Origin of the sequence: Sphingobium lignivorans (assembly GCF_014203955.1) — a bacterium.
GTDB lineage: Bacteria > Pseudomonadota > Alphaproteobacteria > Sphingomonadales > Sphingomonadaceae > Sphingobium > Sphingobium lignivorans.
Genome location: NZ_JACHKA010000001.1, coordinates 4,040,511 through 4,065,992 on the forward strand (window position 1 = coordinate 4,040,511; position 25,482 = coordinate 4,065,992).

Sequence of the window (25,482 nt, forward strand, 5' to 3'; positions counted from 1 at the left end):
TCTCGATGGTGGGAACGCAAGCGTTGGAGGTCATCATGAGCATGTATCAGAGCATCGGAACGGCGTCGGATCGCGTGATGAGCGCATTGATTGCTGGGCTCGAACTGGAGTTCGGGCGCGGTGCCGGAGAGGCATTGGCGCACCGGTTTCTCGAGGCCGAGGAAGCGGATTCTCGCTGGGATGCGAGGGTCGAGGAGCCCTGGATCGGCACCTACGAAAGCATCGACGACGAGGAATTCGAACTTGACCGCATAGCAATTTGTGGACGCCTCGATGGCAAATGGTTCTGCGCCACCATGCTCGTGGATGGCGATGGCCAGGCGCACGGGATGATGGGATGCCGGGAGTTTCGGTCGCTGGTAAGGGCCCGGGATGCGATGCTCCATGCGCATTGATCGGGAGCGGTTTCGCGGGGAGAGGCGGCGTCGGTCCGGCGTCGTCTCTCCCCCTTTTTTGAGGTGTTTATATACCTTGCAAACACGGCTCCGATGTGACATAAGATTCCCACAAGGAGTCACCGACATGTCCGTTCTTTCCCGCCCCGAGTTCCACAGCGAAGAAGCTTCCTTCGCGCATCTGGAGCGGATCATCTGGTCGGACGGAGCGACGTGCCCCCACTGTGGCGGCGTTGATCGCATCACGAAGGTGAAGGCTAACCCGGCTAAGCGCATCCGTGAGGGCTTGTGGCGCTGTGGCGACTGCAAGAAGCAGTTCACCGTCAAGATCGGCACTGTGTTCGAGCATATGCGCTTGCCGCTGCACAAGGCCTTGCAGGCTGTCTATCTCATGACCAGCAGCAAGAAGGGCATCAGCGCCCACCAGCTTCACCGTGTTCTGGAAATCACTTACAAGAGTGCGTGGTTTCTGGCTCACCGCATCCGTGAAGCGATGCGCGACGGCGCGCTGGCTCCGTTCGGCGGCAACGGTGGAATCGTGGAAGTGGACGAAACGTTCATCGGTCGCGAGCCGGGTGTTGCGCAGCCAAAGGGCGGCTACAAGCATAAGATGAAGGTTCTTAGCCTTTTGGATCGCACGACCGGCGAGCGTCGTTCTTTCGTGGTGGACGGCGTATCCATCGCGGACGTCACCCCAATCCTGCGCGCCAATATCGCCCGCGAAGCCCATCTGCTCACCGACGACGCTGGCCAGTATCGTTTCATGAGCCAGCACTTCGCCAGCCACAACACGACCCCGCACATGAAGGGCGTCTACGTTGATCCTGAGAACCCCACGATCCACACGAACACGATTGAAGGAAGCTTTTCCATCTTCAAGCGCGGCATGAAGGGCATCTACCAGCATTGCCAGAAGAAGCATCTGCACCGTTATCTGGCTGAGTTTGATTTCCGCTACACGCATCGCGAGGCGACTGGCTTCAATGACGCTGATCGCTCCACGCAAGCGATCAAAGGCATCCTTGGCAAGCGTCTCACCTATAGGTCAACTGGTGAGCGGGCCACCGCTAATGCCTAAGCCAGAGAGGCGGAACCGGAGTCGATGGCGGACTAAGCCGCACCGGAAAAGCAAGAGCAAAGGTTGACTTGACGAAGCTAAAAACCTAGATTCTTCTTAATCCAGCTAAGGCTGGAGGGAGAACGTGTTTCGCGTTCAGCGGGGGCCTAGGGCCCCCGTTTTCGTTATGGAAGCCACTTCAGGCCCCAGCCTTGGATCAGGTCCGTCCGAGGCTTCCGCGCAAGCTTTGTGGCTTTAAGAATGTCAACGAGTCGAGCGCCGAAACCGGTCGCCGGCGGCTCATTTAAATTCTCAGTTTTCATATATCGCAAGATTGGATGGGCCAATGAATCGGCCAACTGATGGCCGGCAATGTCGTCACTTTTGCGCGCAAATTTGAGTTCTTTGCTAGTTAACACCTCTTGGGCCATTTCCGCCGTTACAGCCAAATTTCCGCTGTCGTAGAAGCGACGATATGCAGCCTTGAGCCGTTTATCCGCGTATTTGTCCCGAGACTCCACGACCACATCACCGCAGAACTTATGGCGCTTTAGCCACTTCACGAACCGTTCAAGCAGCATTTCTAGGCAATAGTGATAAGGATCATGCTGCCAAACGACATATTTCTTGATGTGCTCGTCTTTATCGATTGCACAAGCCATCGCCAGGTAAGCAGATTTCTCCACAAGATCCGTCCACCGTGTCTCGAATTCCATGGCGAAAAATGGATCTGCCTTAAGGCGCTCAAATGGGGGCTCGCCGCGCACCATGTCTCGTCGATGGAAGATAACCGGAGCCTCAGCACTATGGCCGAACATGTCTGTCTTGATCTTCAAGACCTCAGTAGTGAAGGCTTGATCGTGCGTCTCTTGAAGCATGACGATGGCCATGAGACAAAGGAACCGATCAACATGCGCCTTCTTGAGTGACTGTGTGCCAGTCTCGTCGATATAGAGGCGATAGCGCTTAGAGGGATGGACGAACATTATGGCCGACAATCCGCCGAAGGGTTCTCAGAGTCAACTCGACAAGTTCAAGGAAGCCGCCCGCGAGCTAGAAGCGGACGAGGATGAGGCGCGCTGGGATGAGCGGTTGAAGAAGGTGGCGAAGGCCAAGCCTCCGTCGCCGCCAGAAAATTAATCGGTTTCGTCAGATGGTTTTTGGGAATCTGCTATGATGGTGCAAGTAATTTCGGAGTCTTGGTTGCCCTTAGCTACTAAGCCGCGTTTATAGCCAAGTATTCGGACGTTTTTCATCCTGAAGCCAATGTTGTTTTCCAACAAAATCCCCGTTGCTTCGTCATGGATTTCAGCCCCCACCGCATCTTTCGGCCCCTTGCTCATGTCAACACCCTTCGCCAAACGACGCTGCCTAAGATATAACAGCAACGCAACTGCATAGCAGACTGCTGCCATTAGGATCAGGGTCACCGCATTGAGGATGATGCCTGCCGCCGTCATCAGCAGGCCTCCCCCCAAAGCGATCCATGTTTCGGCCTTCCCCATGACGCCATCATATCAACGGCCCCTGCGTTTGCAAAGTATACAAACGCCTTTTTTGAGCCGGGAAGGTGGAGAGGAAGGAAGAGAGGGGAAACAAGATAAAGGCAGTGTCTCGCGACACTTCCCAAGTGGTTGTCTGCACATCCTTTTTTCGGGAGACAGCAGCCTGCGGCTGCGAGACTGTCGCGCAAGAAATGACGGAAATTCGCCGTTTTTGGCGCAAAATCACGAGACTCCGGGACATTTCGATGCCGGACGATGATTTCAAGCCGAAGCTGGGCCGGAGCCGGAGCAAGGACGGCAAGCGCGCCACCAAATATGGCGGGCGCATCCTCGCCGCCGCGCGGCTCGCCGGCACCAAGACCGGTGTGAAGGCGCGCCGCTTCGACGGCAGCCGTATCGGGCGCGGCGCGAGCGTCGGGCGACTGTTGTCCAGCCGCGACCGCTTCACGGGCATGCGGGCGCGGCGGGCGGTGGTGAAAGCCAGCCTGATCCGCCTGCGGGGCAAGGCCGGGCAGGTCGCCCGCGCGCACATGCGCTACATCCAGCGCGACGGGGTCACGCGCGAGGGGCTTCCGGGCGAACTCTACGGCCCCGAGACCGACCGCGCCGATGGCGATGATTTCCTCAAGCGCACCGCCGGCGACCGGCACCAGTTCCGCTTCATCGCCTCGGCCGAGGACGGCGCCGAATATCCCGACCTCAAGCCCTATGTCCGGCGACTGATGGCGCAGGTCGAGCAGGACCTGGGGACCAAGCTCGACTGGGTTGCGGTCGACCACTTCAATACCGAGCGCCCCCACACCCATATCGTCCTGCGCGGTGTCGACGATCGCGGCGAGAACCTCATCATCGCGCGCGAATATATCTCGCACGGTCTTCGCGAGCGCGCGTCCGAACTAGTCACCCTCGACCTTGGTCCTCGCACCGATCACGAGATCGAGGCGCGCTTGCGTCACGATGTCGACCAGGAGCGATTCACCGCGATCGACCGGCGCCTGCTTCGTCGCATGGATGTCGATCGCACCGTGGCGGCGACGGACAACGATCCGTTCCAGCAATCGGTCGCGGCTGGGAGGCTGCGCAAGCTCAAGGCGATGGACCTGGCCGAGGATGTCGGAGGTGGCCGCTACCGGCTCGCCGACGGTCTGGAGGATACGCTACGCCGCATGGGCGAGCGCGGCGATGTCATCCGGGTCATGCAGCGCGAACTGACCGCGCGGCGGCTCGACCGTGCGGGCGTCGAGCAGGTGGTGTCGAATGACCTGCGCGAGCCGCTTGTGGGTCGTGTGATTTGCCGGGGCTTTTCCGATGAGCATCGCGACCGGCACTATCTGATGGTCGATGGCGTCGATGGGCGGGCCCACTATGTCGATATCGGCCGGGGTGACGCGACACCGTCCGTACAGGAGGGGGCGACCGTGCAGATCGCCCCGTCGCGGATCGAGGCGACGCAGGCTGACCGGACCCTCGATGCGGTCGCCCGCGCCAATGGCGGGCGCTACTCGGTCGACCTGCATCTTCGCCATGATCCAAATGCCAGCGAGGCGTTCGCCGCCAGCCACGTCCGCCGCCTCGAAGCAATGCGGCGCGCAGGCGCCGGGCCGGAACGCCTGACGGACGGGAGCTGGACCATTCCCGGCGATCATCTCGCCCGGGCCGAAGCCTATGCCGCGCGCCTGCAGCGGGACCGGCCTGTGACCCTGTTGGTGATGTCACACTCCCCGGTCGCTGACCTGTCCGTTAGGGGTGCCTCGACCTGGCTCGACCGGGAGCTCGCCGAAGGCGGCCATGGCGCCATTCGCGATGCCGGCTTCGGACGTGAGGTCCGGACGGCCCTAGCCGCACGGCGGCAGTGGCTGATCGAGCAGCAACTGGCAGACGGCGAACGCTCAGCATTCCGGTATCGTGACGGCGCGATCGACAGCCTCCGCCAGCGCGAATTGCGCGAAGCCGGCGAGCGGATCGGCACCGGGCTCGGCAAGCGCTTCGAAGCCGCCCGGCTCGGCGAGCGGATCGAGGGCGTCATCGCACGCAGGGTCGACCTCGAAAGCGGAAGCTTCGCGGTGGTCGAACGGTCGCGTGATTTTACATTGGTGCCGTGGCGTAACGTGCTCGACCGCAACATCGGCAAGGCCGCCACCGGAATTATGCGCGCCGACGGCATTAGTTGGCAGTTCGGCCGTGGCCGCTCGGGGCCGACAATTTCCTGAAGCGCTAATCTGGCGCTAGATGTTACCAGTTTTCGTCAGCTGGGTTGTCGGGATCAGTATGAACATAGGCCCGGTGCGGCGGCACAGAATTGCCCTGATCCGGTCTCTTGTCGGAGACAATGTGCGCAGCCTTTCTCTAGCTTCCTGATCTGAAGCGCGCCATTCGTCAGAGGCGAAGATCGGCAATACGCTGGGCGAACAATTCCCAAGGAACATCGCCCACATCGTGTGACCAGGAAACGCGCACTGTTCCGGCGATAACATCCTCGTCCAGTCCCATCGCGACGAGGACGTGGCTCGGCGCATATTCGGAGGAGGTACAAGCCGAGCCATTAGAAATTTCGACCAGGTCGTTTGCAGCAACCATGATTGCCTCGGAATCGACCCCTCGTACCGCGAAGCTCAGGATGTGCGGCAGCACCGCCCCATCAGTTCCGTGGACGACGGGCGCCAACGGAGCGAGTGCGTGCAACGCTTCCGACCGTATTGCCGCACATCGCGCGCGTCGGCTTTCCTGCTCCTTGTGCGCCAACTCACTTGCCAGGCCGAAGCCGGCAATCAGGGGCACCGGCAAGGTTCCGGGGCGTAAGCCTCTCTCCTGACCGCCTCCGACCATCAGCGGCTCCAACGGAACACGTTGGCGGTCGCGTCGCCTTACACATAAGGCACCGACTCCCTTGGGGGCGTATAGCTTATGCCCGCTCAGACTAATCAGGTCGATTCGGCGGTGGCGCAGTGCTGGAGTCTCGCGGCCGAAGCTTTGCGCGGCGTCGACGTGAAGATAGGCGTCCTTTCCTTCCAAACCGTCAGCGAGCGCGCCGATCGGTTGCACGGCACCTGTCTCATTGTTCGCGTGCATTACCGAAACAAGGAGCGTGTCGGGACGCACCGCCTCCAGCAGCGCCTGCGCATCGACCCGCCCATTCGAGTCTGGCGGCACAAGACTCAGCTCGAACCCACGGACTTCGAGACGCTGAAGCGGTTCTAGCACCGCTTTGTGTTCAATCGCCGTGGAGACGACGTGCATCCGTTTAACGCGCCGCCCGAACGCCTCAAGCCCGAGAAGCGCAAGATTGTTTGCTTCGGTTGCACCGCTCGTGAATATGATCTCATCGCTGGTGCTGCCCAGCGCCGTGGCGATCTGCTCACGCGCCTTATTGACGTGCTTCAGGGCGGCTGCGCCGGTGGCATGGGTGCGGCTGCCGGCATTGCCATATTCCTGCGTCATCAAGCGCAGAACGAGCTCGGCGACGCGCGAATCAACGGGCGTCGTCGCGGCAAAGTCTAGATAAACCGGCGTCATGTTTGGTTGGTTCGACACAAACTTCGTTTGCAATGTTGCCCTGTATGTTTCCAGCGAGTAGGGTAGAGCTACTGAGGCGCAAACAAAAGGGCCGATCGCATGATGCTCGAATTTCCCGCGGTTCGCGGGATCCAGGCGGGACGAGAATATTATGTCGCGATGTGCCCGCTTAGCATCGTCCACAAGCTCTTTCTGTTCACCGATGCCGCGCTCGATCCAACCCTGCGGGCGCAGCGGCAGCTCAATCGCGGGCGCCTACCGGAGATGGTCCGCTATCTGGTCGAGAATCGCGATAGCTATGTTTTCTCCGCGCTTACCGCATCGATTGACGGGGAGGCGAAGTTTACCCCCACCGAAGGCGCCAATGGTCAGCTCGGCGTACTTCGTGTGCCGATGGCATCTCGCATCATCATCAATGATGGCCAGCATCGGCAAGCGGCGATCCAGGCGGCGCTTGCCGAAGCACCCGAACTTGGCGACGAGACAATCGCTGTCGTGCTCTTCCATGACCGCGGGCTGGAGCGTTGCCAGCAGATGTTTGCGGACCTCAACCGCTATGCCGTGCGCCCCTCGCGCTCGCTGAGCGTGCTCTATGATCATCGTGATGACCAAGCACTGCTCGCCAAGCTCGTGCTTAGCCAGCTCCCCGAGATGGCGGAGCTTGTCGAGATGGAGCGCTCGAGCCTCTCGCCGCGATCCAAGCCACTTTTCACCCTAAGCGCGATCTATACTGCGACGGCCGCTTTGTTGAGCGATCTGGAGATCGAAGGCTCAGAAGAGAGAGCGGCGGCCGCCGCCCGTTTCTGGGGCAAGGTCGCGAGCCAATTTCCGCAGTGGGAGGAGGTGCGTCGCGGCGAACTGACCGCCGGCGCGGTCCGGGACGGCTTCATCCATTCGCACGGAGTCGTGCTTCATGCCCTAGGCCGCGTTGGCAACGCATTACTCAAGCGCAAGCCGGAGAAGCAGGATCGCCTCAACCGATTAGCGAGCCTCGACTGGCGCCGAGAGGCGCCGATTTGGGACGGGCGCGCCATCGTAGCTGGTCGCCTGGCTAAGAACCACCAGAGCGTCATCCTGACCGCAAACGTGATCAAGTCTCATTTTGGTCTCGCGCTTACGGCCGAGGAGCAGACGCTCGAAGACGCCTTTGGGAGAGAAGCACGTGCAGCCTGACTCCGGTGATCGCAAGGCGAGCGCTTCCGCGTTTCGTGAGCTTGGATTCCGCCAGACGATCAATCAACTGCTGGAGGAAATCACTGCGCTGTACCGGGCAGACAATACGCCTTGGGTTGTCGGTTACAGCGGAGGAAAAGACTCCACGGCGACACTCCAGCTCATCTGGATGGCATTGGCGCGGATCGACGCCACCAACCTTACCAAGCCCGTCTATGTGATCAGCACCGATACACTCGTCGAAAATCCGATTGTAGCAGCATGGGTCGGACGATCGCTTGAGAAGCTCGGGCAGGCAGCTGCTGAGAAAGGGCTCCCTCTGACCTCGCACCGCCTTACGCCGGATCCGACGGAGTCCTTCTGGACGACGCTGATCGGTCGCGGATATCCTGCACCTCGCGCCAAGTTTCGTTGGTGCACCGACCGTCTCAAAATCTATCCATCGAACCGCTTCATCGCTCAGGTCGTGAAGGCCAGCGGCGAAGCGATCGTGGTCCTCGGTACGCGAAAGGCCGAGAGCCAGGCGCGCGCTCGCGCAATGGAGCGGTTCGAGGAAAAGCGAGTGCGAGACAAGCTCAGCCCCAACGGCAAGCTCCTCAACTCCTATGTATACTCGCCGATCGAGAACTGGACCAATGACGATGTCTGGACCTTCCTCATGCAGGTCCGCAATCCTTGGGGTTTCCACAACAAGGACCTGCTGACGATGTACCAAGGCGCGTCGGCTGATGGCGAGTGCCCGCTCGTCATCGACGCTTCGACGCCCAGCTGCGGCGACAGCCGCTTCGGCTGCTGGGTCTGCACTATGGTGGAAAAGGACAAGTCCATGACCGCCATGATCCAGAACGATGCCGAGAAGGAGTGGATGCTCCCCCTGCTTGAGCTGCGCAACGAGCTCGACGTGCGTGATGAGACCAGCGGTAAGCGTGACGACCGGCATTTACGCGATTTTCGCAAGATGAATGGTTCGCTTCAGCTTCACAACAACCGGATGGTGCATGGCCCGTACCTTCAATCCACGCGGGAATATTGGCTCCGGCGGGTGCTGGAGGTTCAGCGCCACATCCGGAGCAATGGCCCGGAGGGCATGGACGAAATCGAGCTGATCAGTCTGCCCGAGCTGCGCGAGATCCGCCGGCTGTGGGTCGTCGACAAGCATGAAATCGAGGACAGCTTGCCACGCATCTACGACGAGGTGCTGGGAGAACCGTTCCCCGATGGCCGAATGGACGACAGCCTGGCCTTCGGCGCGGACGAGATCGCGGTCCTCCGCGACTTGTGCGGGGAGGATCAGCTGCATTTTCAGTTGGCGCGCGAGTTGCTCGATCTAGAGCGCCAGCATCGCTCAATGGCGCGGCGATCGGGGCTCTTCAAGGCGCTTGAGCAGTCGCTACGCCGCGGCTCCTACGATAGTGCCGACCAAGCAGCCGAGACCGCGCTTCGCCGTCGCGACTATCTTGGCGGCCTGCGTGAAGAGGACGACGAGGAAGATCTGCTGCTGCCGCTGGAGGGGCTCACCGCCAATGAGGAAGGGAGCGCGCGGGCATGATCCTCGACGAACTCGTCCTCCACGATTTCGGAGTCTATGGCGGGCGCCAGCGGATCGCGCTGACTCCCACGGCGCGGGACAAGCCGATCATTCTATTCGGCGGATTGAACGGCGGCGGCAAGACAACGCTGCTCGATGCGCTCCAGCTATGCTTCTTCGGCAATGTCGCACAGTGCGCAGGACGCGGCGACCTGACTTACGACGAATATTTGCGGCGCAGCGTGCACCATGGTGCCGAAGCTTCGGAAGCCGCGATCGAAGTGGCTTTCCGGCATACGGTCGACGGCGAGGTGCAGAATTGGCGCCTCACGCGCTCTTGGTCAGCGGGCGAACAGGTGCGCGAGCGCTTTCAGGTGATCCGTAATGATCGCTTGGACCGCGCAGCGAGCGAACAGTGGAGCGCGCAGGTCGAGGATTTCATCCCCGCCAGAATCGCCCACCTCTTTCTGTTCGATGGCGAGAAGGTGGAGGGCTATGCGGATCTCGCGCAGGCACCGATCCTGATTCGTACTGCCATCCAAAACCTGCTGGGGCTCGACATCGTCGAGCGCCTGAACGCCGACCTCGTCACCATCGAGCGCCGGAAGAAGACCGAACTCAAGGCACCCGAGGACGCCGAGGCGCTGAACGCCCTGCGCGACCAGATCCGACAGGTGGCAGCGGCGCGTAGTGGTGTTGTGCGAGAGCGTGCCGCCGCCCTTGTCGACATTGACCGGCTGCGCCGGACGGTCTCCGAACTCGATCAGCGTTACCAGCGCGAAGGCGGGTCCCTTTATGAGGATCGTGGTCGCCTCGAGGCGGAACTCAGCGTATCACGGCGCGCCGAAGATGCCGTCCACCGTTCCATGCGCGACTTGGCCGCGGGCGCGGCCCCGCTCGCCTTGGTGACCCACCTGCTCGACGATATTGTCGAGCAGGCGAAGCGGGAGGAACTCTCCAGACGAAGCGCGCATACCGCCGAGATCATCGCGGACGAACATGCTGCCCTGCTGCAATTGCCCGCGCTGGCCAAGCTGTCGGCCAAGGACCGGGCGGCGTTCCTTGCCTATTCAACGGCACGCATCGACACCCTGCGGTCCGCTGCTGGCGAGCCATGTCTCCTCGAACTTGACGCCGGAACCCACGCGCTGGTTACCAGTCTCCTCGATGGTGACTTGACAGAGATACGTCGCCAGGGCGCCGATCTTGTTGCCCAGGGGCAGCAACTCGCGGCGACAATCGAGCATGCCAAGCTGATGGTCTCCGCGATCCCGAGCGAGGGAGCAATTGCCGATCTGATCAGTCAGCGCGACATCGCGCACAACGAGCTCAGGATCGCCGAATATGAACAGGGACGCCGCGACGCCGAGCTCAGTCGTCTTGATCGTGAGCTTGAGACCTTACGCGAGAAGGAAACGCGCTTGTTGGAGAGCGTTGCACGCGCAGAGTTCGAGCGCGAGGATGTCAGTCGCATCCTCATTCACAGCTCCCGTGTGCGCGAGACCTTGGGCAAGTTCCGCACGGCGGTCGTAGAGCGGCATGTTCGGCGCATCGAGGCCTTCGTGCTCGACAGTTTCCGTCAGCTGATGCGCAAGGAGAATCTCATCACGGGATTGCGCATCGACCCGTCGACCTTTCACCTTGAGCTCAAGGGCTCTCGCGGCCGCACGATCACTGCTGAACGCCTGTCGGCAGGCGAACGTCAGCTCCTAGCGATTGCCATCATCTGGGGACTGGCGCGCGCCTCGGGGCGTCCACTTCCCACCGTTATCGACACGCCGCTCGGCCGACTCGATTCCGCTCATCGCTCCCGTCTGGTCACCCGCTATTTCCCTCATGCAAGCCATCAGGTGATGCTGCTCTCGACCGATGAAGAAATCACGCGCCGCTATTACCGTGATCTCAAGCACTCGGTCGGACGCAGCTACCGTCTCCGGTTCGACGAAGACGAAGCGCGAACCATAGTCGAGGAGGGCTATTTCCCGGACGACACTCCGCGTGTCGAGGAGGCCGCCTGATGGTTGAACATATCCGGCTGTCGAAGCAAGCTCGCGAGCAGCTGATCCGTCTCAAGCGGTATACGGGCCTTGAGCAGTGGAATGTGCTATGCCGCTGGGCTTTCTGTCGCTCGCTCGCCGAGCCGACACCTCCAGCCCCCGCGAAAATCCCCAGCGACAGCAATGTCGAAATGTCTTGGCGCGTCTTCGGCGGCCGCCACAGCGACGTCTATATGGCTCTGCTCAAAGCGCGGTGCCTGCGCGACGGGATTTCGCTAGAGGAAGAAGCCATCTCCCAGCAGTTCCGGCTTCATCTGCATCGTGGCATCGGCCTCTTGGCAAATGATCGCGACCTGCGGTCAATCAGGGACTTTCTCGGCCAACTTGAGGTCTCTTGCGCCACGGCGTGAGGCCGCTCAGTCGGCGCTCCGCCGGTAGGCGCGACACAAAATGCGGTGACGCCGCTCACTCGGTCGGGCACAACGCTCCCGTCCCCTTAGCCGGGGACGGCCGACACCCGCGATGGCGGGCAGTGGAGAGCGTCATTGGGGATCAAGCCGGATCAGTTGTCGATCAGAACGCTGTTCGAACAAAAGCACACCTTCGCCGTTCCGAAATATCAGCGCGGCTATGCGTGGGACGACCAGGCGGTTTCTGACTTCATCCACGACATCGCGAGATGCCTCGCCAAGCGGAAAGAAGGCGGCAAACTCAACCACTTTTTTGGCGGCATCGTCACCGTGCCGAGCGCACTCGGAAACTCGAGCCGATCAAATTACGAGGTCATCGATGGCCAGCAACGCCTGGCTTCCTTCGTCCTACTGATTGGGGCGCTCGTGGCGCAAATGCGCAACGCCCTTGGCGATCTCACAAAGAAGGCCAAGCCCTCTGAGGAAGAGACCAAGGCAAGCGCATTCCTCACCAATACGGTGGACGCCCTCTCCAAACTTTACCTCCACTACCGGGACAGCATTGCACTCGAATATGTCGAGGTACCGAAACTTACGCTTTCCGACGCCGATCGCGATTTTTTCATAGGGCTGCTTGAGGGCAAGTCACCAACAAGTAGCCGCGCTTCTCACGACCGGCTGCAAACAGCGTGGGACCTACTGACCAGTTTCGTGAAGACAACGTTCCTGTCTGAAGGCCTCGCAAAGAATGCCGAGCACATCCAGCTGCTGGCCGATCGCGTGTTAGGGGAGGACTGCACTGTTATTTTTATGTCTTCGGACACCCGCTCGGAGGCGTATCAGATATTCCAAGTGCTCAATGATCGGGGCGTCCAGCTCACCGACAGTGATCTTCTACGAGCAGCTACGATGGAGCTGCTCGACGCGACCCCTCTGGCAAGCTCGCAGGGAGGGCTCGCTAGCGCTTGGGACGAGGTGCTCGCCTACGAGCCCAAGGTGATCGACACGTATCTGAAGTGGTATTACTCAAGCCACGAGGGAAAGCGTCCCTCCTCGTCCGAACTGACCGACCAGTTTTTGGAGTACAGGTTCAAGGTCACAGCCGGCACAAAGGTCACGAAAGCGCTGGCAAACTCCATCGTGGATGAAGTCGAACGCATGGACGCCGCGTTCGAGCTGCTCGATAAAATGGGCGACGGTGCCTGGCCCTTTTCGAAGGACAAGTCGACCGTCCGATGGGATCGCGAACGGCTGTCTATGCTGGTCACCCATCTCAAGCATAGCAATGCAATGCCTTTGCTGCTCGCCTTGCACGAGTTGGGATCTATAAAGTTTGCTGAAGCGGTCGCCTCGCTCGAACGGTTCGTCTTCCGTTACAAGACTATCGGTAACGCGCATATCAGCCCGATGACGGACCTATATCTGCGGCATGCGAAAAGGATCCGCGACAATCCGGCGGGCTACAAACTCAGCACGCTGCGTACGGAGCTCGGGGATCTTCTCGACAAGATGGTTCCTCTTGACGTCTTCGAGGCCAGTTTGCGCCAGCTGCGATACAATAAGCGGGCAGGAAACGGTCACATCCGGTACCTGCTGATTACTCTCGAAGATCATCGCAGCTGGTTCGAAAAGGGCGCCAATGGAGTTCCGAGATGCAAGGACAAGTCCGCCATTCTGGACTTCTCGAACACCACGCTGGAACACATCTACCCGCGCTCAGCAAAGGCCTCCGACAAAATAGCGGCGATGGAACCGCTCAAGGACGCACTCGGCAACCTCGCGATTTTTGGGCCAGATGACAATGACGCGCTTGCGAACAAACCGTTCGCCGAAAAGAAGAAGATGCTCGCCAAGTCCAACGTTTCCCTAAATCGAGAGGTCGGCCAGCTTGCTGACTGGACAAAGGCGACGTTCGAAGCGCGAGCAAATAGGCTCGTCCAGATGGCCCTCAAGATTTTCGTGCCGTAGGAGCATTCATCACGCGCAGTAGTTCTGCTCACCTCCAACCAAGGGGCTGGGGGATCGCGACCTCTTCGAACAGAAAAGGCTCATCCCGCGCTGGCGCGGCGCAATGCAAGGTCGTGACATAGTCGATCGCAGACACCGGGCCATCATGCCATTCCTCAATAAGCTCGTCCGGATCAAGCGCGCACAGGATCAGGACTTGGATCAGGATGAGGGTAAGGCGGATGTTCGCAGGGAACTGCCGGATAGCAGGATCGTCATCGACCGCGTAGGTCGATCGCTCACCCCAATCGTCCGGGTCCGGCTTGCGCAGGTCGCCATGCGCCAGCGCGTTGCGGAATTGGCGCAGATGCTCGGCGGCGAGCGCGGCGAGCGCTCCGCCGGCCGCCGCGCGCCGCACCTCCGGACCCTGCAGGGTACGCCCCTTGTCGAAGCGCAGCGCGATCGCATCCGCGAACGCGTTCCGAAGGCCTGGCATATGCCGGTCGCCAAACCTGCGCAGCAAGAGCTCGCGCCCAAAGGCGCCCTTCGGCTGACCCTTGCCGTCCGCGCCTCGCGCCAAAGCGACTGCGCCTTCATAGGCTGCCCAGACGAGATTGAACGTGATTACGCCGGCAAGGTGCTTCGCGGCGACCTCGCTGTTCACGTCCTCATACTCAGCAGCGGGACTGCACATGAAGCTCGTGTTGGTGATATCGGTGTCGCACGACAGGTCGTTGAGCGAGGCCGCGAGGTGCAGCTGCTCGAAAATCGGAAACCAATCCGCATCGGGCGAACCTTGTTCAAGCTCTCCCGCGACCAGGCACAGGCGCTTAATATGCTCCCGTAGCGGGGTCCAATGCTTGGTTTGTTGCTGGGGTTCATTCCAGATCGGATCCGTGGCCTTGAACCGCGTCCGCAGCCTGCCTTGATCCGCCGCGCTCCGGTCCAGACGGTCCGCCGAGGGCAAGCGTGCGAGCTGGTCCAACGTGAAACTTGGGCGCGTCCGTCGCGGCGGGTCGGGGTCGACCCTCCCCGCAGTCGCGATGAGCCAATTTCGCGTCGCACGGCGCAGGTGCGTCTCTAATCGCCCAAGGCTCCAGCGTCGCCATGCGGGAGGGCTCTGCGACGATTGAGATGCTGATGGCGTGCCCATCGCGACGAACAGGCTATTGGCGGTTGTCGTCGATGAACTTCACGAACTTCTGGATCTGTGCGACCGCCTCCTCCATCATTGGCTTGATATGCTCCCCCTGCATTAGCAAGGTGTCGAGCTTGATCTGCTTCAGCCCGTTCAACAGATCGTTGAGCGCCTTGACGGGGGTATTCTGCTCCCGATGCGAATCCGCTTCGCGGTTGAGGCGCCAAACCGGCGTTGCATCGTCCGGCTCCGAGATGCTCAGCCGCCGCGAGAAGTTCGTGGTCCCCGTCTTCGCATCGTAACGAGCGATCTTCTGCCACAGCCGGATATCCTCCGCCTTCTGGAAGACATTCTCGTTGATAGCGTCGGGATCGTCGCCCGTGGTCTCGCGCTTCTTGGAAAAGGCCCATTTGAACAGCGCCTCCTCGCCCTCGTCTGTCAGCTGAAGACGATCCGGGGTGAAACCGAATTCGTTGCGCGCGTGCGTGCTCGCCAGGATATTATCGAAATAATATTGATCGCCCGCGCCGAGCTTGTTGCCAGCTGCCTCGATCTGCTCCTCATAATTCGCCTTGAAGTGGCTGAACGCGGAAACGGCCTGGATATTCTTCCGGATCTGATCCGGCTTGAGCGGCAGCTCGGCCGCGATCCGGTCGAGGATCGGCTGCTCCAGCCGAAGCGGCTCGTCCTCTCCGTGTTTGTCGTAATAGGCGCTTTCATAAAGCGAGATGATGTAAAGATTGGTGGCGTAAGGCCCCCAGCCCTTTGCGGGCATCACGTGGCGCACGCCAAGCAGACGCGGCAGCTTCAAGCGCAGCTCGGTCGCATCGGCGGCAAGCACGGGATAGACGGTGAGCGTCCTGGTATCGGCGATCAGCTGCTCGATCTTCTTGATCAACAACTCCTGCTGGTGGATCTGCGACTGTGGCGACCCGGACTTGATCAGACGATCGAGCTTCTTCTGCTCGCGATCGAGCCGCTCGGGCAGGCGCTTGAGCAGCGAGACACGTGTATTGCCCTCGACGACAATATGACCTTCGCCACTGGGATGCTCCCAGACGAGAATCTGGTCGACCGGCGTCCACCCTTGTTCGATGATCGAGGCTTCAAGATCGCCGGCATTGTAGGTCTCGTAGACCTTCACCACGAGCTTGCTCTGGACCTCGGGATCAAAGATGGTCTTCGCGTTGGCGTAGCCCGGCGCAGGCTTGGGCGCGATGCGCGGGTTGTTGGGATCAAGCGCGATCTTGTCGAGTTCGAGATCGAACGGCTTGCCGAGATCCTTCTTGGTCTGATCGTTGATGCTCACGGGCGGGGCTCCTTCGTATTCGGGGTAAGATCAAGACTGAACTGCGCCCGTCCATCGTCCGACAGCAGGCGATCGGCTCGGGCCAGATGAGTGAGCGGCAGGCGCGGCTGAACAAGCCGCGCTGCCATCATCGAGAATTGCGCCAGCTGCTCCGATGGCTCGACGAGCCGCAGCGCGGCGCGGATCTGCTCAAGCCAGTCGATCAATTCCGCCGTCACGTCGGCGGTGAGCAGAACGGCCTCGCTGCCGCCGAACGGGAGCGATGTCTTGATCGCCATCGCATAGCGCTCAGGATCGACAACATAGCTGCGCTCGACCTCGCCGCGGTTATGGCAGTCGGCGAGGAAATTCGACAGCGCCAACGGCAGTGCCGGACGATAACGCAATGTCACGTAGCGCAGCCAGGTCGTACTATGGTTGGGCTTGTACCCGCGACTGCCTTGCGCCGCGCCCGGCGCGCGCGTTAGTTCCTCATGCGCAAAGTAGGCGGCGGTCAGCACGCCCATCATCTGGCGCCTGAAGCGCTGGTCCCCCTGCGGCATTCCGAGACTTGGGCCGACCACGTCCAGAAATTCGCTGGGATCCGATCGCTCCGCCCCCATCTGGCTGAAACGGTTATAAACCGCCCTAAACACCGCGGAATTCTCGCTTGTCTCGACGAACACGCCCCACGCGGCATTCTGCTCGAAATCCTCCGGCGCGCCGAAATAAGGGAGGCCATAGAACATGAGCCGGGGCGGATGGGCCGGATCGCTCGCCGCCAAGGTATCCATCGCGTCCGCCCGGGCCCGGGCCTCAACATGGTGCGCCGCCAAGAGTTCGGCGCCGAGCGTCAGCAACTCACCCTTGTCGGCGAAATCGCAGTCGCGCAGTTCGGGAAGTAGGCGGTCGTCGATCTCCTGATAGAGCCAGCGCTGGTCGAACCGATAGGCCAGCGTCGGATTGTCCGCTTGGACAACCCAGGCTTCCGTCTTGCCGGGCGCATAGCGCACGCAGCGCCCCGCCGCCTGCATCAGCTTGATCACGCTCTCGGTCTTGTAGGTGATGACAACGGCGTCGATGCGGGGATCGTCATACCCTTCGAGCAGCATCTGCGCGGAGATCAAGATCGCTCGAGGCTTGGCGGCGAACACCGCCAGGAAATCCTCATTGTCCAACGACAGCGAATTGCCGGTGCCGTCGATGAAACCGACGTCGGTCGATCGCAGCGGATGCCGCGGGTCGGCGTCGATCGCCACGGCCAGACGCTCGTGGAGCAGGCGCATCTGCTCGCGCCGAGTCACGAGGACAAGCGTCTTCTTGAACCGGTCGGCACTGTCGGCAACGAGACGATCGACCAGATCGTTGATCGTGTCGTCGGAGAAGGAGAAATCCTCCACCGCGAACGACTCGAACGTCGGCGTGATGATCGCGCCCCGCTCAGCCAATTCTCGATAGGTGATGGTGAAGGCCACCTCATCGATGCCGATCGGAAGCAGATCCGGTCGGTTCGGCGTCGCCGTTAGCAGCAAGACCGGGAATGGGTGCGGCGCCTCGAAGATCGGCTGATAGGTGGGCGCAGCCGCATGGTGCGCTTCGTCGATCACGACGAGAGCCGGCGGCTCACCGGCATTGATCCTGTCAAGCGCCTCCGCCAGCATCACGAATTCAACGCGACCGGCAAGGTCCAGCGCTCCGCTGGGAAGCGAACTGGGGCTTTCGGTCAGCAACTTGTCGAGCTCGCGGTTCGCTTGCGCATGAAGCGACTTGCGATGCGTCACCCAGATTGCCTTCGAGTCCTTCGACTGGGCGCGCGCGAGCATCTCCAAGATGATGCGGAAGGCCGTTCGCGTCTTGCCCGCGCCTGTCGGCAGAACGAGGCCGATGTTGCCCGCCGGACGACGCCTGAAGGCGTCGAGGCAATCGGCCAGCGCCTTGTCCTGATAGCTCCAGTCGGGGCCGGTGGATGGGGGCGGCTCTTCCTCGGGCGTCGGGGCGGCTTTTTGACCTACAGCTTCAAGAGACAGGCGGACCACCGCTGGCGGCAGCGAGAGCCGCTCTGCCGCCAGCGCCAGGTCGACAGGCGCGCCGCCGCTGGCTGACATGATGCGATGCCCGGCCTCGGCCAGGCGTTGCTGGTCGGCCGCCCGCTGCGCTCTCGATCGCGGACCAAGCCGTTCGGCAGCCAGGCGCAGCGTGTCGAAGCTTTGTTCATTGAGCCCGCGCGAGAACATGTCTGAGAGAACCGCGTGCAGCCGGTTCTGATGGATCGGCTGCCCGTCTCCGGCGAGCACGTCGTTGAGCAGCTTGGCAACCGCCGCGACGCCGCCCGTGTCCAGATACAGCGGCACCACCAGCTCTCGAACGAGCCGCTGCACCTCCTCGCTACCGACGTTGATCCTTGCCATGACGCCCCTCTAAACGCGCCAATTCCAAAATGCAAGCGTTTTGAAATTCAAATGGCTTTCGTTCCATTTTGTGTCGAAAAGAGCTTGCGGCTGCGGAGGGGGCGTGTAATAGGGCAGGAGTCGAAGCCGCGCCCGTGGGCGCGGCAGCGAAGTGAAGGGGGAGAAAAAACGAAACCCCGCGAGGGCCCGGAAGGGCTGTCGCGGGGCTCTGGGGTCCGGGACCGTGATGCCGTCGGCAGTGACGGTTCACCGGCTCACGGGAGGAGAATAAGGTGACGCGCGCTGCTAATCAACTCCCTTCCGTCCCCGGGCTCTCCGGAAGCATCTCACGCGCGCGTGTCCGCCAGTTTATGCGCGCCGCCGGACATGACGCGACCCGCGCTCTGGCACTGCACGATTGGAACGAGCAGGTCGGCGCCGCATTCTATCGGCCGCTTCAAAAGGCAGAGCTGGCGCTGCGCGTCCGCGTGAACGACGCCTTTACCGCCGTCTACGGCCATCGATGGTTCCAGGATCCGTCCTTCACGCGCCGCTCGACCCACGCCGACCGGAAGAGCATCGCTGAGGCGGTGAGTCGCCTGATGAAGGACGGTCTCGCCATCGACGCCGAAGCGATGATGGCGAAATCGTCCTTCGGGCTCTGCGTCGGTCTGCTGCGGCCCGTCTTCAACCCGGATGTATGGAGCACGCAGCTGCGTGTCGTCTTCCCCCATCTTCCCGCCGACCAAGGGAGGCACGAACTAGCCCAGCTCGGCTCTCAGGCCGCGGCCCTTCGCAATAGGATTGATCACCACGAGCCGCTTGTCGACCTCGACCTTTCGCTTCAGCACGCGAAAGTAATGAAGCTTCTGGCGTGGATCGATCCGGCACTGGCAGCGAAGGCACAAGCCGATCACACAGTGCCGCTCCTCCTCCGAGCCAAGCCCTAAGGAAACCGACGATCAACGGCCTGCCGCTCTGGACCCGCGACGAGACAATCCTCGCCCTTCACTTGGCGAGTGACCGCCGGCGCCTCCCGACCAGCGAAGATCCAGATGTCCTTGCTCTTTCGACTTTTCTGCGGGCGAGTGAGAACGGGGGCGGCGATGGTCGCTTTCGCAATCCGCATGGTGTCGCAAGGAAGGTCGCTCATTTCGTTAGCAAGCGGACCGGACAGCCAACGCGCTCCGATTCGGAGATGGAGCGTATGATCTGGCAAGAATTCAGCCATTCGTCACTGGCTCTGATCGAAGCGGCGGAAGCGGCCCGCGCCAGCCTTGCTCAGCGCTGCACCATACCGCCTTCGCCGTCGCGAGGGCCTGCTCCTACGACCATCGACGTCACGCGAGTGCCCCGCCGCGAAGCGGCTTTCGTCTACGTTGCGCGACTTCTCGGCTTCCGAACCGAGCAAGGGAAGATCCTGCTGAAAGTCGGTTTCAGCGGCGATCCTCGCCGCCGTTCGGCGGAGCTGAACGCCGCGTTCCCGACAATCGTGCCGCTTCGTTGGCGGATGATACGGCAATGGCAAATGCAGGATCTCATGCAGGCATATCGCTGTGAGCAGGCGATCCTGACCTGGGCGGAACGTCGGCAATTCTCCTGCGGCGGCGAATTCCTCCTTATCGCAGAAACTGACGTCCAGATTTGCGAGGGCTACTGCCAACAGGTGGTCGGCAAAGCGCGTAGCGTAACAGACTCTCCCACCAATGTCGGCAAATCCGAAGTGGTGCGACGGCAACGACCACGGCGTTCCAAGGCGGCGGGAAGGTCCACGGGGAAGAAGAAAGTTAAGCGAATTCGGCGCGCGGGGCGCCGCGTCGAACTACCTTCCCAACGCTAGCCGCTACTTCTCTGCTTTACGGGAAGAGCTGGGTTTGAGGTGGACCGCCCGCGCCTTCTTGCCCACCACACGATCGCCGGCCCTTTTCCAGCGATCATTGTCGATCAGGCGCGAGCGCCTGATCTCGATCGCGTGGTCCGCCACGATGGATGAAAGCACTGCCTGCACACTTTGGGCGACCGCATCGGGCAACCATGGGCTAAGTTCGATCCGGCCAATGAGCTCGAGCGGAAAGTCGATTCTGAGCACCGGCTGCTGCGGCTCTGCGGTTTCGGCGATGACGCGATATTCGATCTCGTCCGTGAACCCATATCGCTTGCAGAAGGGAAGATTGGCGAGGTCCTGTGGCCGAAGCCGATCGACCTTTTCCAGGACGAGATAGTCTACCGTCTTGAATCGCACATGCTGGAGCTTGGACAACAGCGCCTCAAATGGTTCCCGCTTTATCTCTAGACAGGCCCCATCCGCGCCGCCTGTAAAAACTTTCCAATGGTGATATGTTTCTGCGCATTGGGCAGCGCAAAGTGCATAAAGCCCGCCGAGCTGGCGTGCCTCCTTGTAGAGGCCCATAAAATAACGATCGTTGCGATCATCCCAGCTTTCGGGATTCAGGAGCGGCAGCTGCTGTCGGCGCAGGATATCAACCACGCTCGACAACGACGTATAGCGTCGGATTACGTCTGAATGCAGCTTCATGCGATTGAACTTCCTCTCAACGCTTCTTCGTCGATCGAGATATAGCCATTGCGCCCGCATGGCTAACTTCTTGCGAGCGCCGACCGGTAATCGGAAGAGTATGGGATCTTGCGAGACTAGGTTACGAGTGCGGCCCGGCGGGCGCTGCCGTGCAACGCCGTTGTCGCGAGGTGTGACCGGATGGCAAATTGCGCGCCGGCTCTTCCAGCGGTGGCAAATCCTCGCGGCAGATACATTGAAAATTATGCCATAAATATGCCATGGGCTTATCACGGTCAGAGAAACTGAGGTCACTGCTCGGCACATTCGAGCCGCGCAGCGTCGTGACCATCGCCTATCTCAAAGCCCGGCAAACGCCGCAGGATCTTCAAAATTACACGTCATCGCGCTGGCCGATGTCACTCGACCGTGGCACCTTAAGCGCCCGATGGAAACCGTGACCTGACAGGGCGCGCTGCGCAGCCTCCAGATCCAACTTCGGTTAAGCCGCTTTCAGCCGATCTCACTCAGCCGAGAGAACCGGCGGCCATGTGACAAATCCTCCGACAGAATCGGAATCTCTCCGAGGATTGGTCACATGGTGTTACGCTCAGCACCCATATGCCGAAGTCCGCTTGGGACGCCGAGTTGGAACTATGAAGGCCGCCTTGGAGAGGATGTTGCTGGTTCTTGCCATGCCTTCCAGTGACGCCTTCAGTCTTGCGGGGACGCCTCATTCAGCTTCGATTGCAGCGCTGCGATACTTTCGATCACGGCGTCAAAATCGGGTGCGACGCCGAAGATCATGGTGCTCATCGCCGCATAGTCGCGGCGCAGGTCGTCATACATCGCTCCTTCGGGGCACAACGTGAAGCTCGGGGCTACCGCAGATGCTAGGTCGAAGTCCGGCCGATTGAAGAACATGCGAGCGTGCGCGACGCAATCGGCGCCGAGCGCGGGGTTTGCCAGCGCCTTCTGGCCTACGTCCGATGCCATGAGCATGTGGATGTCGTAATAATGGCGCGACACGCGGTGGCCGCCGCCGCGCAGTTCGCCGCGGATATCGAACCAGCGGCGCAGCCCGTGCAGAATTACGACCTTGTCCCAGAAGGTTCGCTCGGCATCGACGATGGTGACGTTCGGCACGGTCAGGTCGAGGTCGGGGGCATCGTCGTGGACATAGGGACGGATGGAATGGACCGCGTTTGGATCGAGCGCGGATTTGGCACCGGACTCAATCTTCACTGCCTTGTCGATATAGCCGTCGGCAGGTGTCGCGGCCGGATAGAGGACCAGCAGCGTCTGGCTGTCGCCATCATGCGGTGTGATACGGAGCCAGTCCGCGGGCAGTGCCATCCGCTCGGCGGTCGCTGCGGCGATCGAGGACAGCTGCTCCAGAAGCGGCCCGTTGATATAGGCTTCGCAGGCCGTCTTGATCGCATCGAGCGCGGCATCGCGCTTTTTGCGGCTCAGCGCCTGCAGCTCATCGACGCTGGCAGCTTCGCCGAGATCGTCGCGGAAGACCGTGACGTCGATGTCCTCGGAGAAGCGGCGGATGAGGCCAAATCCCTTTGACAGCGACGTGCCGCCCTTGAACAGCAGCCTCGGGCCTTCGGGAAGTCCGTTGAAGAGCGCATCGAGCGTCCAGCAGACCCAGAAGTCCTTCTCGGCGTTCTGCGGCGTTGTGCCGAGGCGCTGCGCGGTCGCGGTAAAGAGACCCGCGCGGGTATCCTGATCCGCGGACAGGATTGCATCATAATTTGGGTTCATGCGGCTTTGGGCTCGGCGGTGAGGATCGTTCTCAGATAGTCCTGCATCCAGGCCGGCAATGCCGACATGCCGTCGTGTAGATCCTTGCGTAGCCGCGCGCCATCCGGCTCGCGCCAGAGAAGCTGCTGGAGCCGATGGCGGATAGAGCGGTCCTCGTCGGCGTCGGCCGCAGTGTCGCGCAACCAGTGGAGTGCCTGGACGATCCGCATGGCCGGGCGACCGGCCCAGAAGAGTTTGCTGGCGGCCGTGGGCCGGAAGCTGATTTCGAGATTGCCGAGATGGACGGGCTTCAGTCGGGAATCAGTGTGGACGACAATCTTGGCGGGGACCGCGTTGGTGAGACCAAGATCGTTGGCGGCAGTCATGCCGTCGACCAGGACGCGAATTTGATCGCGACGGGCGATCGCCTCGACCACTTGGCGAGGATCGGCAGGATTCGGCGCCTTGGTGAGGCTGTTGAAATCCGGCCTATCATATAGGCCTCGGTCGACCCTCCGGAGCGTGCCGGTGGCGACCAGACGCTGGAGGGCCTTGTCAATGGCATCGCGCGTAGCGAGGTCGAGAAAGTCCGCCGCCGTCCATACGCTGCGTGGTGCACCGGCACTGATCCGCTGCAGGATGCGGGTCTTCAGATCAGCGGTCTCATTCATTGTCCGAAATTTGTATATGTTTTTCGGACAAAGCGCAATCGCAATCCGTCCGGAATTTGTAGGCGTATTTCGGACACAAGCCCAGCCAGCCGCTGCCGAGAAGGACTCGAACCCCCCGTCCATTCACGTCCAGCCTTTTCCACGAATCCAGATCGTGATATCAATGCTCTTGGCGAGTTCGCAAGTCTATGATTTGACTGGGAAATCAACCGCTTAGCCGCCCAGCGATCAAGCTCTTCTGGGCACCTGCTCAGACTTGCCTCTGCATATATACCCCAGCACCCTGCCCGCAAAGACGGTCGATGGCGACAGGCTACGAAATCGTCCGGCGATGACTTAGCGCTCGCATGTGGGACTAAATGTGGGACTGGCGACCGGTCAATTTTTTTCCCTTTTGTTATCAATGCGTTAATAGGGCTGCATGATCCCTCCCGCTCCGCCACTTCAGTCCGGAATGGACAATCAGCACGAAAGCGCTGCGGGCAGCCTTGGCGAAGGTCCGCGGACCGTCTGGCACCATTGCCGTCGACTAGGGCGCCTTGTCAGGCCGAAGTCTCTCGGCATATCCGGTCAGTTGTAGCGCTTGTCTGGGAGACAAAGTGCGCTTCACCTGCCCAATGGTCGCATCCGCTTCACGCGCATGGCCCGTTGCGAACAGGCAGCGCGCCAGTTCAATCAACGCGCGCTGCCGCACGGAAAGATTGCCGAACGGATCGAAGAAGGAGTCTATGCGCAAGGCATCCTGCACGCCCGTCCAGCTAAATCTGACATCGTCCGCCGTGCCCGCCGCGAGAAGACGGAATTGCCGTGAGGCTTGCGCAGGCGTGATCCGACCTGTCAGTAACTCATAACGGATACGCAGGAGGTTCGCCTCGGGGCCTTGCTGCCGCGCCTGGAACCGGTCCAGCACATTTCCCACCCACCGCCAGTTGACGATGCCGGTTTCGGCTTGGGCGCCAAGGAGGTTGAACGACAGGATTGCCGCCAGATGCTCCGTGGTGGTCGCTGCCTCGACAGCGTCATCGTCGGGTCTGGCGTAGGCGGAGGCCTTCACCAGTTCGATCGCCGGATCATGTGAGAGGATGTCCTCCAGATCTGGCTTGTGAAAATAACCCACGACGACCAGCACGGTCTTGCCTGGATGGGCGATGGCCGCTGCGTGGATGCGCCTTGCCTGGAGGAAAGTCCGGTAGAGATAGAGGCGGCGCGGCAGATCCAGGTCCGCGCGGGGCGCAGGGGTCGCAGCCCAGTGTACGACGGCCGCCAGATTCTGCGGATCGTCGGCAGCGAAGAAGTCACGGGTCAAGCTTGCGCGATCCGGGAAGGTCAGGAAACCCTGAAAGCCGCTGGGACGGCGTATTTCCAGCGGTGTGTCGAGGTCCAGGCCGAAGCCCAGTTTCGCGTCCTCGACCGGCGGCATCCAGTCGATCGGGCAGAGGGTGGTCCGCGATGCCTTGGCATAGGGTAAGATGATCCCCTGCACCTCATAGGTATATTCGTAATAATCGCCGCGCGCAGCCTGTTCGGGCGGGCGCTCGATGCAGATGGCATCGGGTTGCACCTGTTTCAGATAGGCCGCCAACATGCCGGGCTGATCGCGTTCGGAGAGAAGTTGGGTCCCATGATCCACTCCCAGCACGATCACGCGCGTGCGCGGCGCATCAGACGGTGCGGAACGCGCCATCTGCAGGGGAAGCAGGGCTGTCAGTGAAAAGAAACAGGCAATCAGAAAACGCAAGAATGTGACTCCGAGCTGAGAGGCTGGCGCACAACGCAAATACGCATGAGCGACTATTGCAGGGCGGTCTGAACGGGTATCTCCGCGCTTCTGATGCAGCAAGCGGATCGTTTGCTTTCAGGCCACGTCTCCGCAGGCTTACAGGACCGGCAGCTACGCGTGACATGCCGCCGGGTAGCTCGGCCGCATCGGAACATCCGCGCACGTCGCTTCCTTCGCCTCGTGCCCTCACAGATTCCGGCAGCGCCGTGCTTCTACCAGCGGGGTTTCAGCGCGGCGCCGCTGATGAACAGCAATAGGATGAGAGACATATCCGACCTGCCCGTCTTCGATATCCAGGGTGATCGGAAAGCTGTTCGAGCGACATAGGGCGGAGTGCGGCCAGCGACCCGGACGGGCGTCAGGAGCGCTCCGCTATCGCAGTGCGAGCCCTCCCCCTGGAAGAAAGGGGGGGGGTGCTGGGACTTGGCC

The 25,482-nt window shown here is 61.1% G+C and carries 21 protein-coding genes; 11 read left to right on the forward strand and 10 right to left on the reverse strand.

The window, feature by feature from the left end:
* Positions 1-23: 23 nt before the first annotated feature.
* A complete protein-coding gene (locus HNP60_RS18900) occupies positions 24-395 on the forward strand; it encodes a hypothetical protein (protein ID WP_260394976.1) in 372 nt (123 codons plus the stop codon).
* 127 nt (positions 396-522) lie between these two features.
* On the forward strand, positions 523-1,473 hold the full coding sequence (locus tag HNP60_RS18905; protein WP_184156534.1) for an IS1595 family transposase: 951 nt from the start codon (positions 523-525) through the stop codon (positions 1,471-1,473).
* A gap of 164 nt (positions 1,474-1,637) precedes the next feature.
* Here HNP60_RS18905 and HNP60_RS18910 read toward each other — a convergent pair whose 3' ends face one another.
* Positions 1,638-2,438 (reverse strand): DUF3800 domain-containing protein, encoded by an 801-nt coding sequence (locus tag HNP60_RS18910; RefSeq protein WP_184156535.1) that lies wholly within the window; start codon positions 2,436-2,438, stop codon positions 1,638-1,640.
* A 1-nt stretch (position 2,439) separates the two neighbouring features.
* Here HNP60_RS18910 and HNP60_RS18915 point away from each other — a divergent pair, with 1 nt between their 5' ends.
* Positions 2,440-2,592, forward strand: coding sequence for a hypothetical protein (locus tag HNP60_RS18915; protein ID WP_184156537.1), 153 nt, complete (start codon positions 2,440-2,442; stop codon positions 2,590-2,592).
* On the opposite strand, the gene HNP60_RS18920 is transcribed toward HNP60_RS18915, so the two are convergent.
* Positions 2,589-2,957: a hypothetical protein gene (locus tag HNP60_RS18920; protein ID WP_184156539.1), complete on the reverse strand. Its 369-nt coding sequence runs from the start codon at positions 2,955-2,957 to the stop codon at positions 2,589-2,591. The two genes, HNP60_RS18915 and HNP60_RS18920, sit on opposite strands and share 4 nt — an antisense overlap.
* Positions 2,958-3,202: 245 nt before the next feature.
* Between HNP60_RS18920 and rlxS the strand changes: the two genes are divergently transcribed.
* Positions 3,203-5,167 (forward strand): relaxase/mobilization nuclease RlxS, encoded by a 1,965-nt coding sequence (gene rlxS / locus HNP60_RS18925; protein WP_184156541.1) that lies wholly within the window; start codon positions 3,203-3,205, stop codon positions 5,165-5,167.
* A 166-nt stretch (positions 5,168-5,333) separates the two neighbouring features.
* On the opposite strand, the gene HNP60_RS18930 is transcribed toward rlxS, so the two are convergent.
* Positions 5,334-6,470, reverse strand: coding sequence for a cysteine desulfurase family protein (locus HNP60_RS18930; RefSeq protein ID WP_184156543.1), 1,137 nt, complete (start codon positions 6,468-6,470; stop codon positions 5,334-5,336).
* 99 nt (positions 6,471-6,569) lie between these two features.
* On the opposite strand from HNP60_RS18930, the gene dndB reads away from it, so the two are divergent.
* The 5 genes from dndB to HNP60_RS18955 all read left to right on the forward strand — a co-directional run bounded on the left by dndB (position 6,570) and on the right by HNP60_RS18955 (position 13,546).
* Positions 6,570-7,643 (forward strand): DNA sulfur modification protein DndB, encoded by a 1,074-nt coding sequence (gene dndB, locus HNP60_RS18935; protein ID WP_184156546.1) that lies wholly within the window; start codon positions 6,570-6,572, stop codon positions 7,641-7,643.
* Complete coding sequence (gene dndC, locus HNP60_RS18940) at positions 7,633-9,192, forward strand: DNA phosphorothioation system sulfurtransferase DndC (protein WP_221414667.1); 1,560 nt, start codon at positions 7,633-7,635, stop codon at positions 9,190-9,192. The genes dndB and dndC overlap by 11 nt, the downstream gene beginning before the upstream one ends.
* Positions 9,189-11,189 carry a DNA sulfur modification protein DndD gene (dndD, locus tag HNP60_RS18945; protein WP_184156548.1) on the forward strand — a complete coding sequence of 667 codons (2,001 nt, stop codon included), beginning with the start codon at positions 9,189-9,191 and terminating at the stop codon, positions 11,187-11,189. Before dndC ends, dndD begins: the two co-directional genes overlap by 4 nt.
* Positions 11,189-11,578, forward strand: a complete 390-nt coding sequence (dndE, locus tag HNP60_RS18950) for a DNA sulfur modification protein DndE (RefSeq protein ID WP_184156550.1) — start codon at positions 11,189-11,191, stop codon at positions 11,576-11,578. The genes dndD and dndE overlap by 1 nt, the downstream gene beginning before the upstream one ends.
* Before the next feature lie 135 nt (positions 11,579-11,713).
* On the forward strand, positions 11,714-13,546 hold the full coding sequence (locus tag HNP60_RS18955; RefSeq protein WP_184156552.1) for a DUF262 domain-containing protein: 1,833 nt from the start codon (positions 11,714-11,716) through the stop codon (positions 13,544-13,546).
* A gap of 28 nt (positions 13,547-13,574) precedes the next feature.
* Here HNP60_RS18955 and HNP60_RS18960 read toward each other — a convergent pair whose 3' ends face one another.
* From HNP60_RS18960 to HNP60_RS18970, 3 genes are all read right to left on the reverse strand, one after another.
* Entirely contained in the window at positions 13,575-14,510 is a 936-nt protein-coding gene (locus HNP60_RS18960) for a hypothetical protein (RefSeq protein ID WP_184156554.1), read from the reverse strand.
* A gap of 181 nt (positions 14,511-14,691) precedes the next feature.
* Entirely contained in the window at positions 14,692-15,972 is a 1,281-nt protein-coding gene (locus tag HNP60_RS18965) for a hypothetical protein (RefSeq protein WP_184156556.1), read from the reverse strand.
* Positions 15,969-18,359 (reverse strand): DEAD/DEAH box helicase, encoded by a 2,391-nt coding sequence (locus HNP60_RS18970; protein ID WP_184156558.1) that lies wholly within the window; start codon positions 18,357-18,359, stop codon positions 15,969-15,971. The genes HNP60_RS18965 and HNP60_RS18970 overlap by 4 nt, the downstream gene beginning before the upstream one ends.
* Positions 18,360-18,631: 272 nt before the next feature.
* Between HNP60_RS18970 and HNP60_RS18975 the strand changes: the two genes are divergently transcribed.
* Complete coding sequence (locus HNP60_RS18975) at positions 18,632-19,288, forward strand: hypothetical protein (RefSeq protein ID WP_184156560.1); 657 nt, start codon at positions 18,632-18,634, stop codon at positions 19,286-19,288.
* A 257-nt stretch (positions 19,289-19,545) separates the two neighbouring features.
* Complete coding sequence (locus HNP60_RS18980; protein WP_184156562.1) at positions 19,546-20,178, forward strand: GIY-YIG nuclease family protein; 633 nt, start codon at positions 19,546-19,548, stop codon at positions 20,176-20,178.
* A gap of 3 nt (positions 20,179-20,181) precedes the next feature.
* Here HNP60_RS18980 and HNP60_RS18985 read toward each other — a convergent pair whose 3' ends face one another.
* From HNP60_RS18985 to HNP60_RS19000, 4 genes are all read right to left on the reverse strand, one after another.
* Positions 20,182-20,874 carry a DUF2971 domain-containing protein gene (locus tag HNP60_RS18985; RefSeq protein WP_184156565.1) on the reverse strand — a complete coding sequence of 231 codons (693 nt, stop codon included), beginning with the start codon at positions 20,872-20,874 and terminating at the stop codon, positions 20,182-20,184.
* A 693-nt stretch (positions 20,875-21,567) separates the two neighbouring features.
* Positions 21,568-22,623, reverse strand: a complete 1,056-nt coding sequence (locus tag HNP60_RS18990; protein WP_184156567.1) for a nucleotidyl transferase AbiEii/AbiGii toxin family protein — start codon at positions 22,621-22,623, stop codon at positions 21,568-21,570.
* The gene (locus HNP60_RS18995; protein WP_184156569.1) at positions 22,620-23,273 is read right to left on the reverse strand and encodes a DUF6088 family protein; all 654 of its coding nucleotides are present in this window, start codon (positions 23,271-23,273) and stop codon (positions 22,620-22,622) included. Before HNP60_RS18995 ends, HNP60_RS18990 begins: the two co-directional genes overlap by 4 nt.
* A gap of 529 nt (positions 23,274-23,802) precedes the next feature.
* Positions 23,803-25,011: a hypothetical protein gene (locus HNP60_RS19000; RefSeq protein ID WP_260394978.1), complete on the reverse strand. Its 1,209-nt coding sequence runs from the start codon at positions 25,009-25,011 to the stop codon at positions 23,803-23,805.
* Between the last annotated feature and the right edge of the window lie 471 nt (positions 25,012-25,482).

Excerpts from the sequence above, each read along its gene's own strand:
- HNP60_RS18970 (WP_184156558.1), bottom strand. The coding sequence starts at position 18,359 with ATGGCAAGGATCAACGTCGGTAGCGAGGAGGTGCAGCGGCTCGTTCGA.
- HNP60_RS18930 (WP_184156543.1), bottom strand. The coding sequence starts at position 6,470 with ATGACGCCGGTTTATCTAGACTTTGCCGCGACGACGCCCGTTGATTCG.
- HNP60_RS18915 (WP_184156537.1), top strand. The coding sequence starts at position 2,440 with ATGGCCGACAATCCGCCGAAGGGTTCTCAGAGTCAACTCGACAAGTTC.
- HNP60_RS18905 (WP_184156534.1), top strand. The coding sequence starts at position 523 with ATGTCCGTTCTTTCCCGCCCCGAGTTCCACAGCGAAGAAGCTTCCTTC.
- dndE (WP_184156550.1), top strand. The coding sequence starts at position 11,189 with ATGGTTGAACATATCCGGCTGTCGAAGCAAGCTCGCGAGCAGCTGATC.
- HNP60_RS18985 (WP_184156565.1), bottom strand. The coding sequence starts at position 20,874 with ATGAAGCTGCATTCAGACGTAATCCGACGCTATACGTCGTTGTCGAGC.
- dndD (WP_184156548.1), top strand. The coding sequence starts at position 9,189 with ATGATCCTCGACGAACTCGTCCTCCACGATTTCGGAGTCTATGGCGGG.
- HNP60_RS18920 (WP_184156539.1), bottom strand. The coding sequence starts at position 2,957 with ATGGGGAAGGCCGAAACATGGATCGCTTTGGGGGGAGGCCTGCTGATG.
- HNP60_RS18910 (WP_184156535.1), bottom strand. The coding sequence starts at position 2,438 with ATGTTCGTCCATCCCTCTAAGCGCTATCGCCTCTATATCGACGAGACT.
- HNP60_RS18990 (WP_184156567.1), bottom strand. The coding sequence starts at position 22,623 with ATGAACCCAAATTATGATGCAATCCTGTCCGCGGATCAGGATACCCGC.
- HNP60_RS18980 (WP_184156562.1), top strand. The coding sequence starts at position 19,546 with ATGATCTGGCAAGAATTCAGCCATTCGTCACTGGCTCTGATCGAAGCG.
- HNP60_RS18995 (WP_184156569.1), bottom strand. The coding sequence starts at position 23,273 with ATGAATGAGACCGCTGATCTGAAGACCCGCATCCTGCAGCGGATCAGT.
- dndB (WP_184156546.1), top strand. The coding sequence starts at position 6,570 with ATGATGCTCGAATTTCCCGCGGTTCGCGGGATCCAGGCGGGACGAGAA.
- rlxS (WP_184156541.1), top strand. The coding sequence starts at position 3,203 with ATGCCGGACGATGATTTCAAGCCGAAGCTGGGCCGGAGCCGGAGCAAG.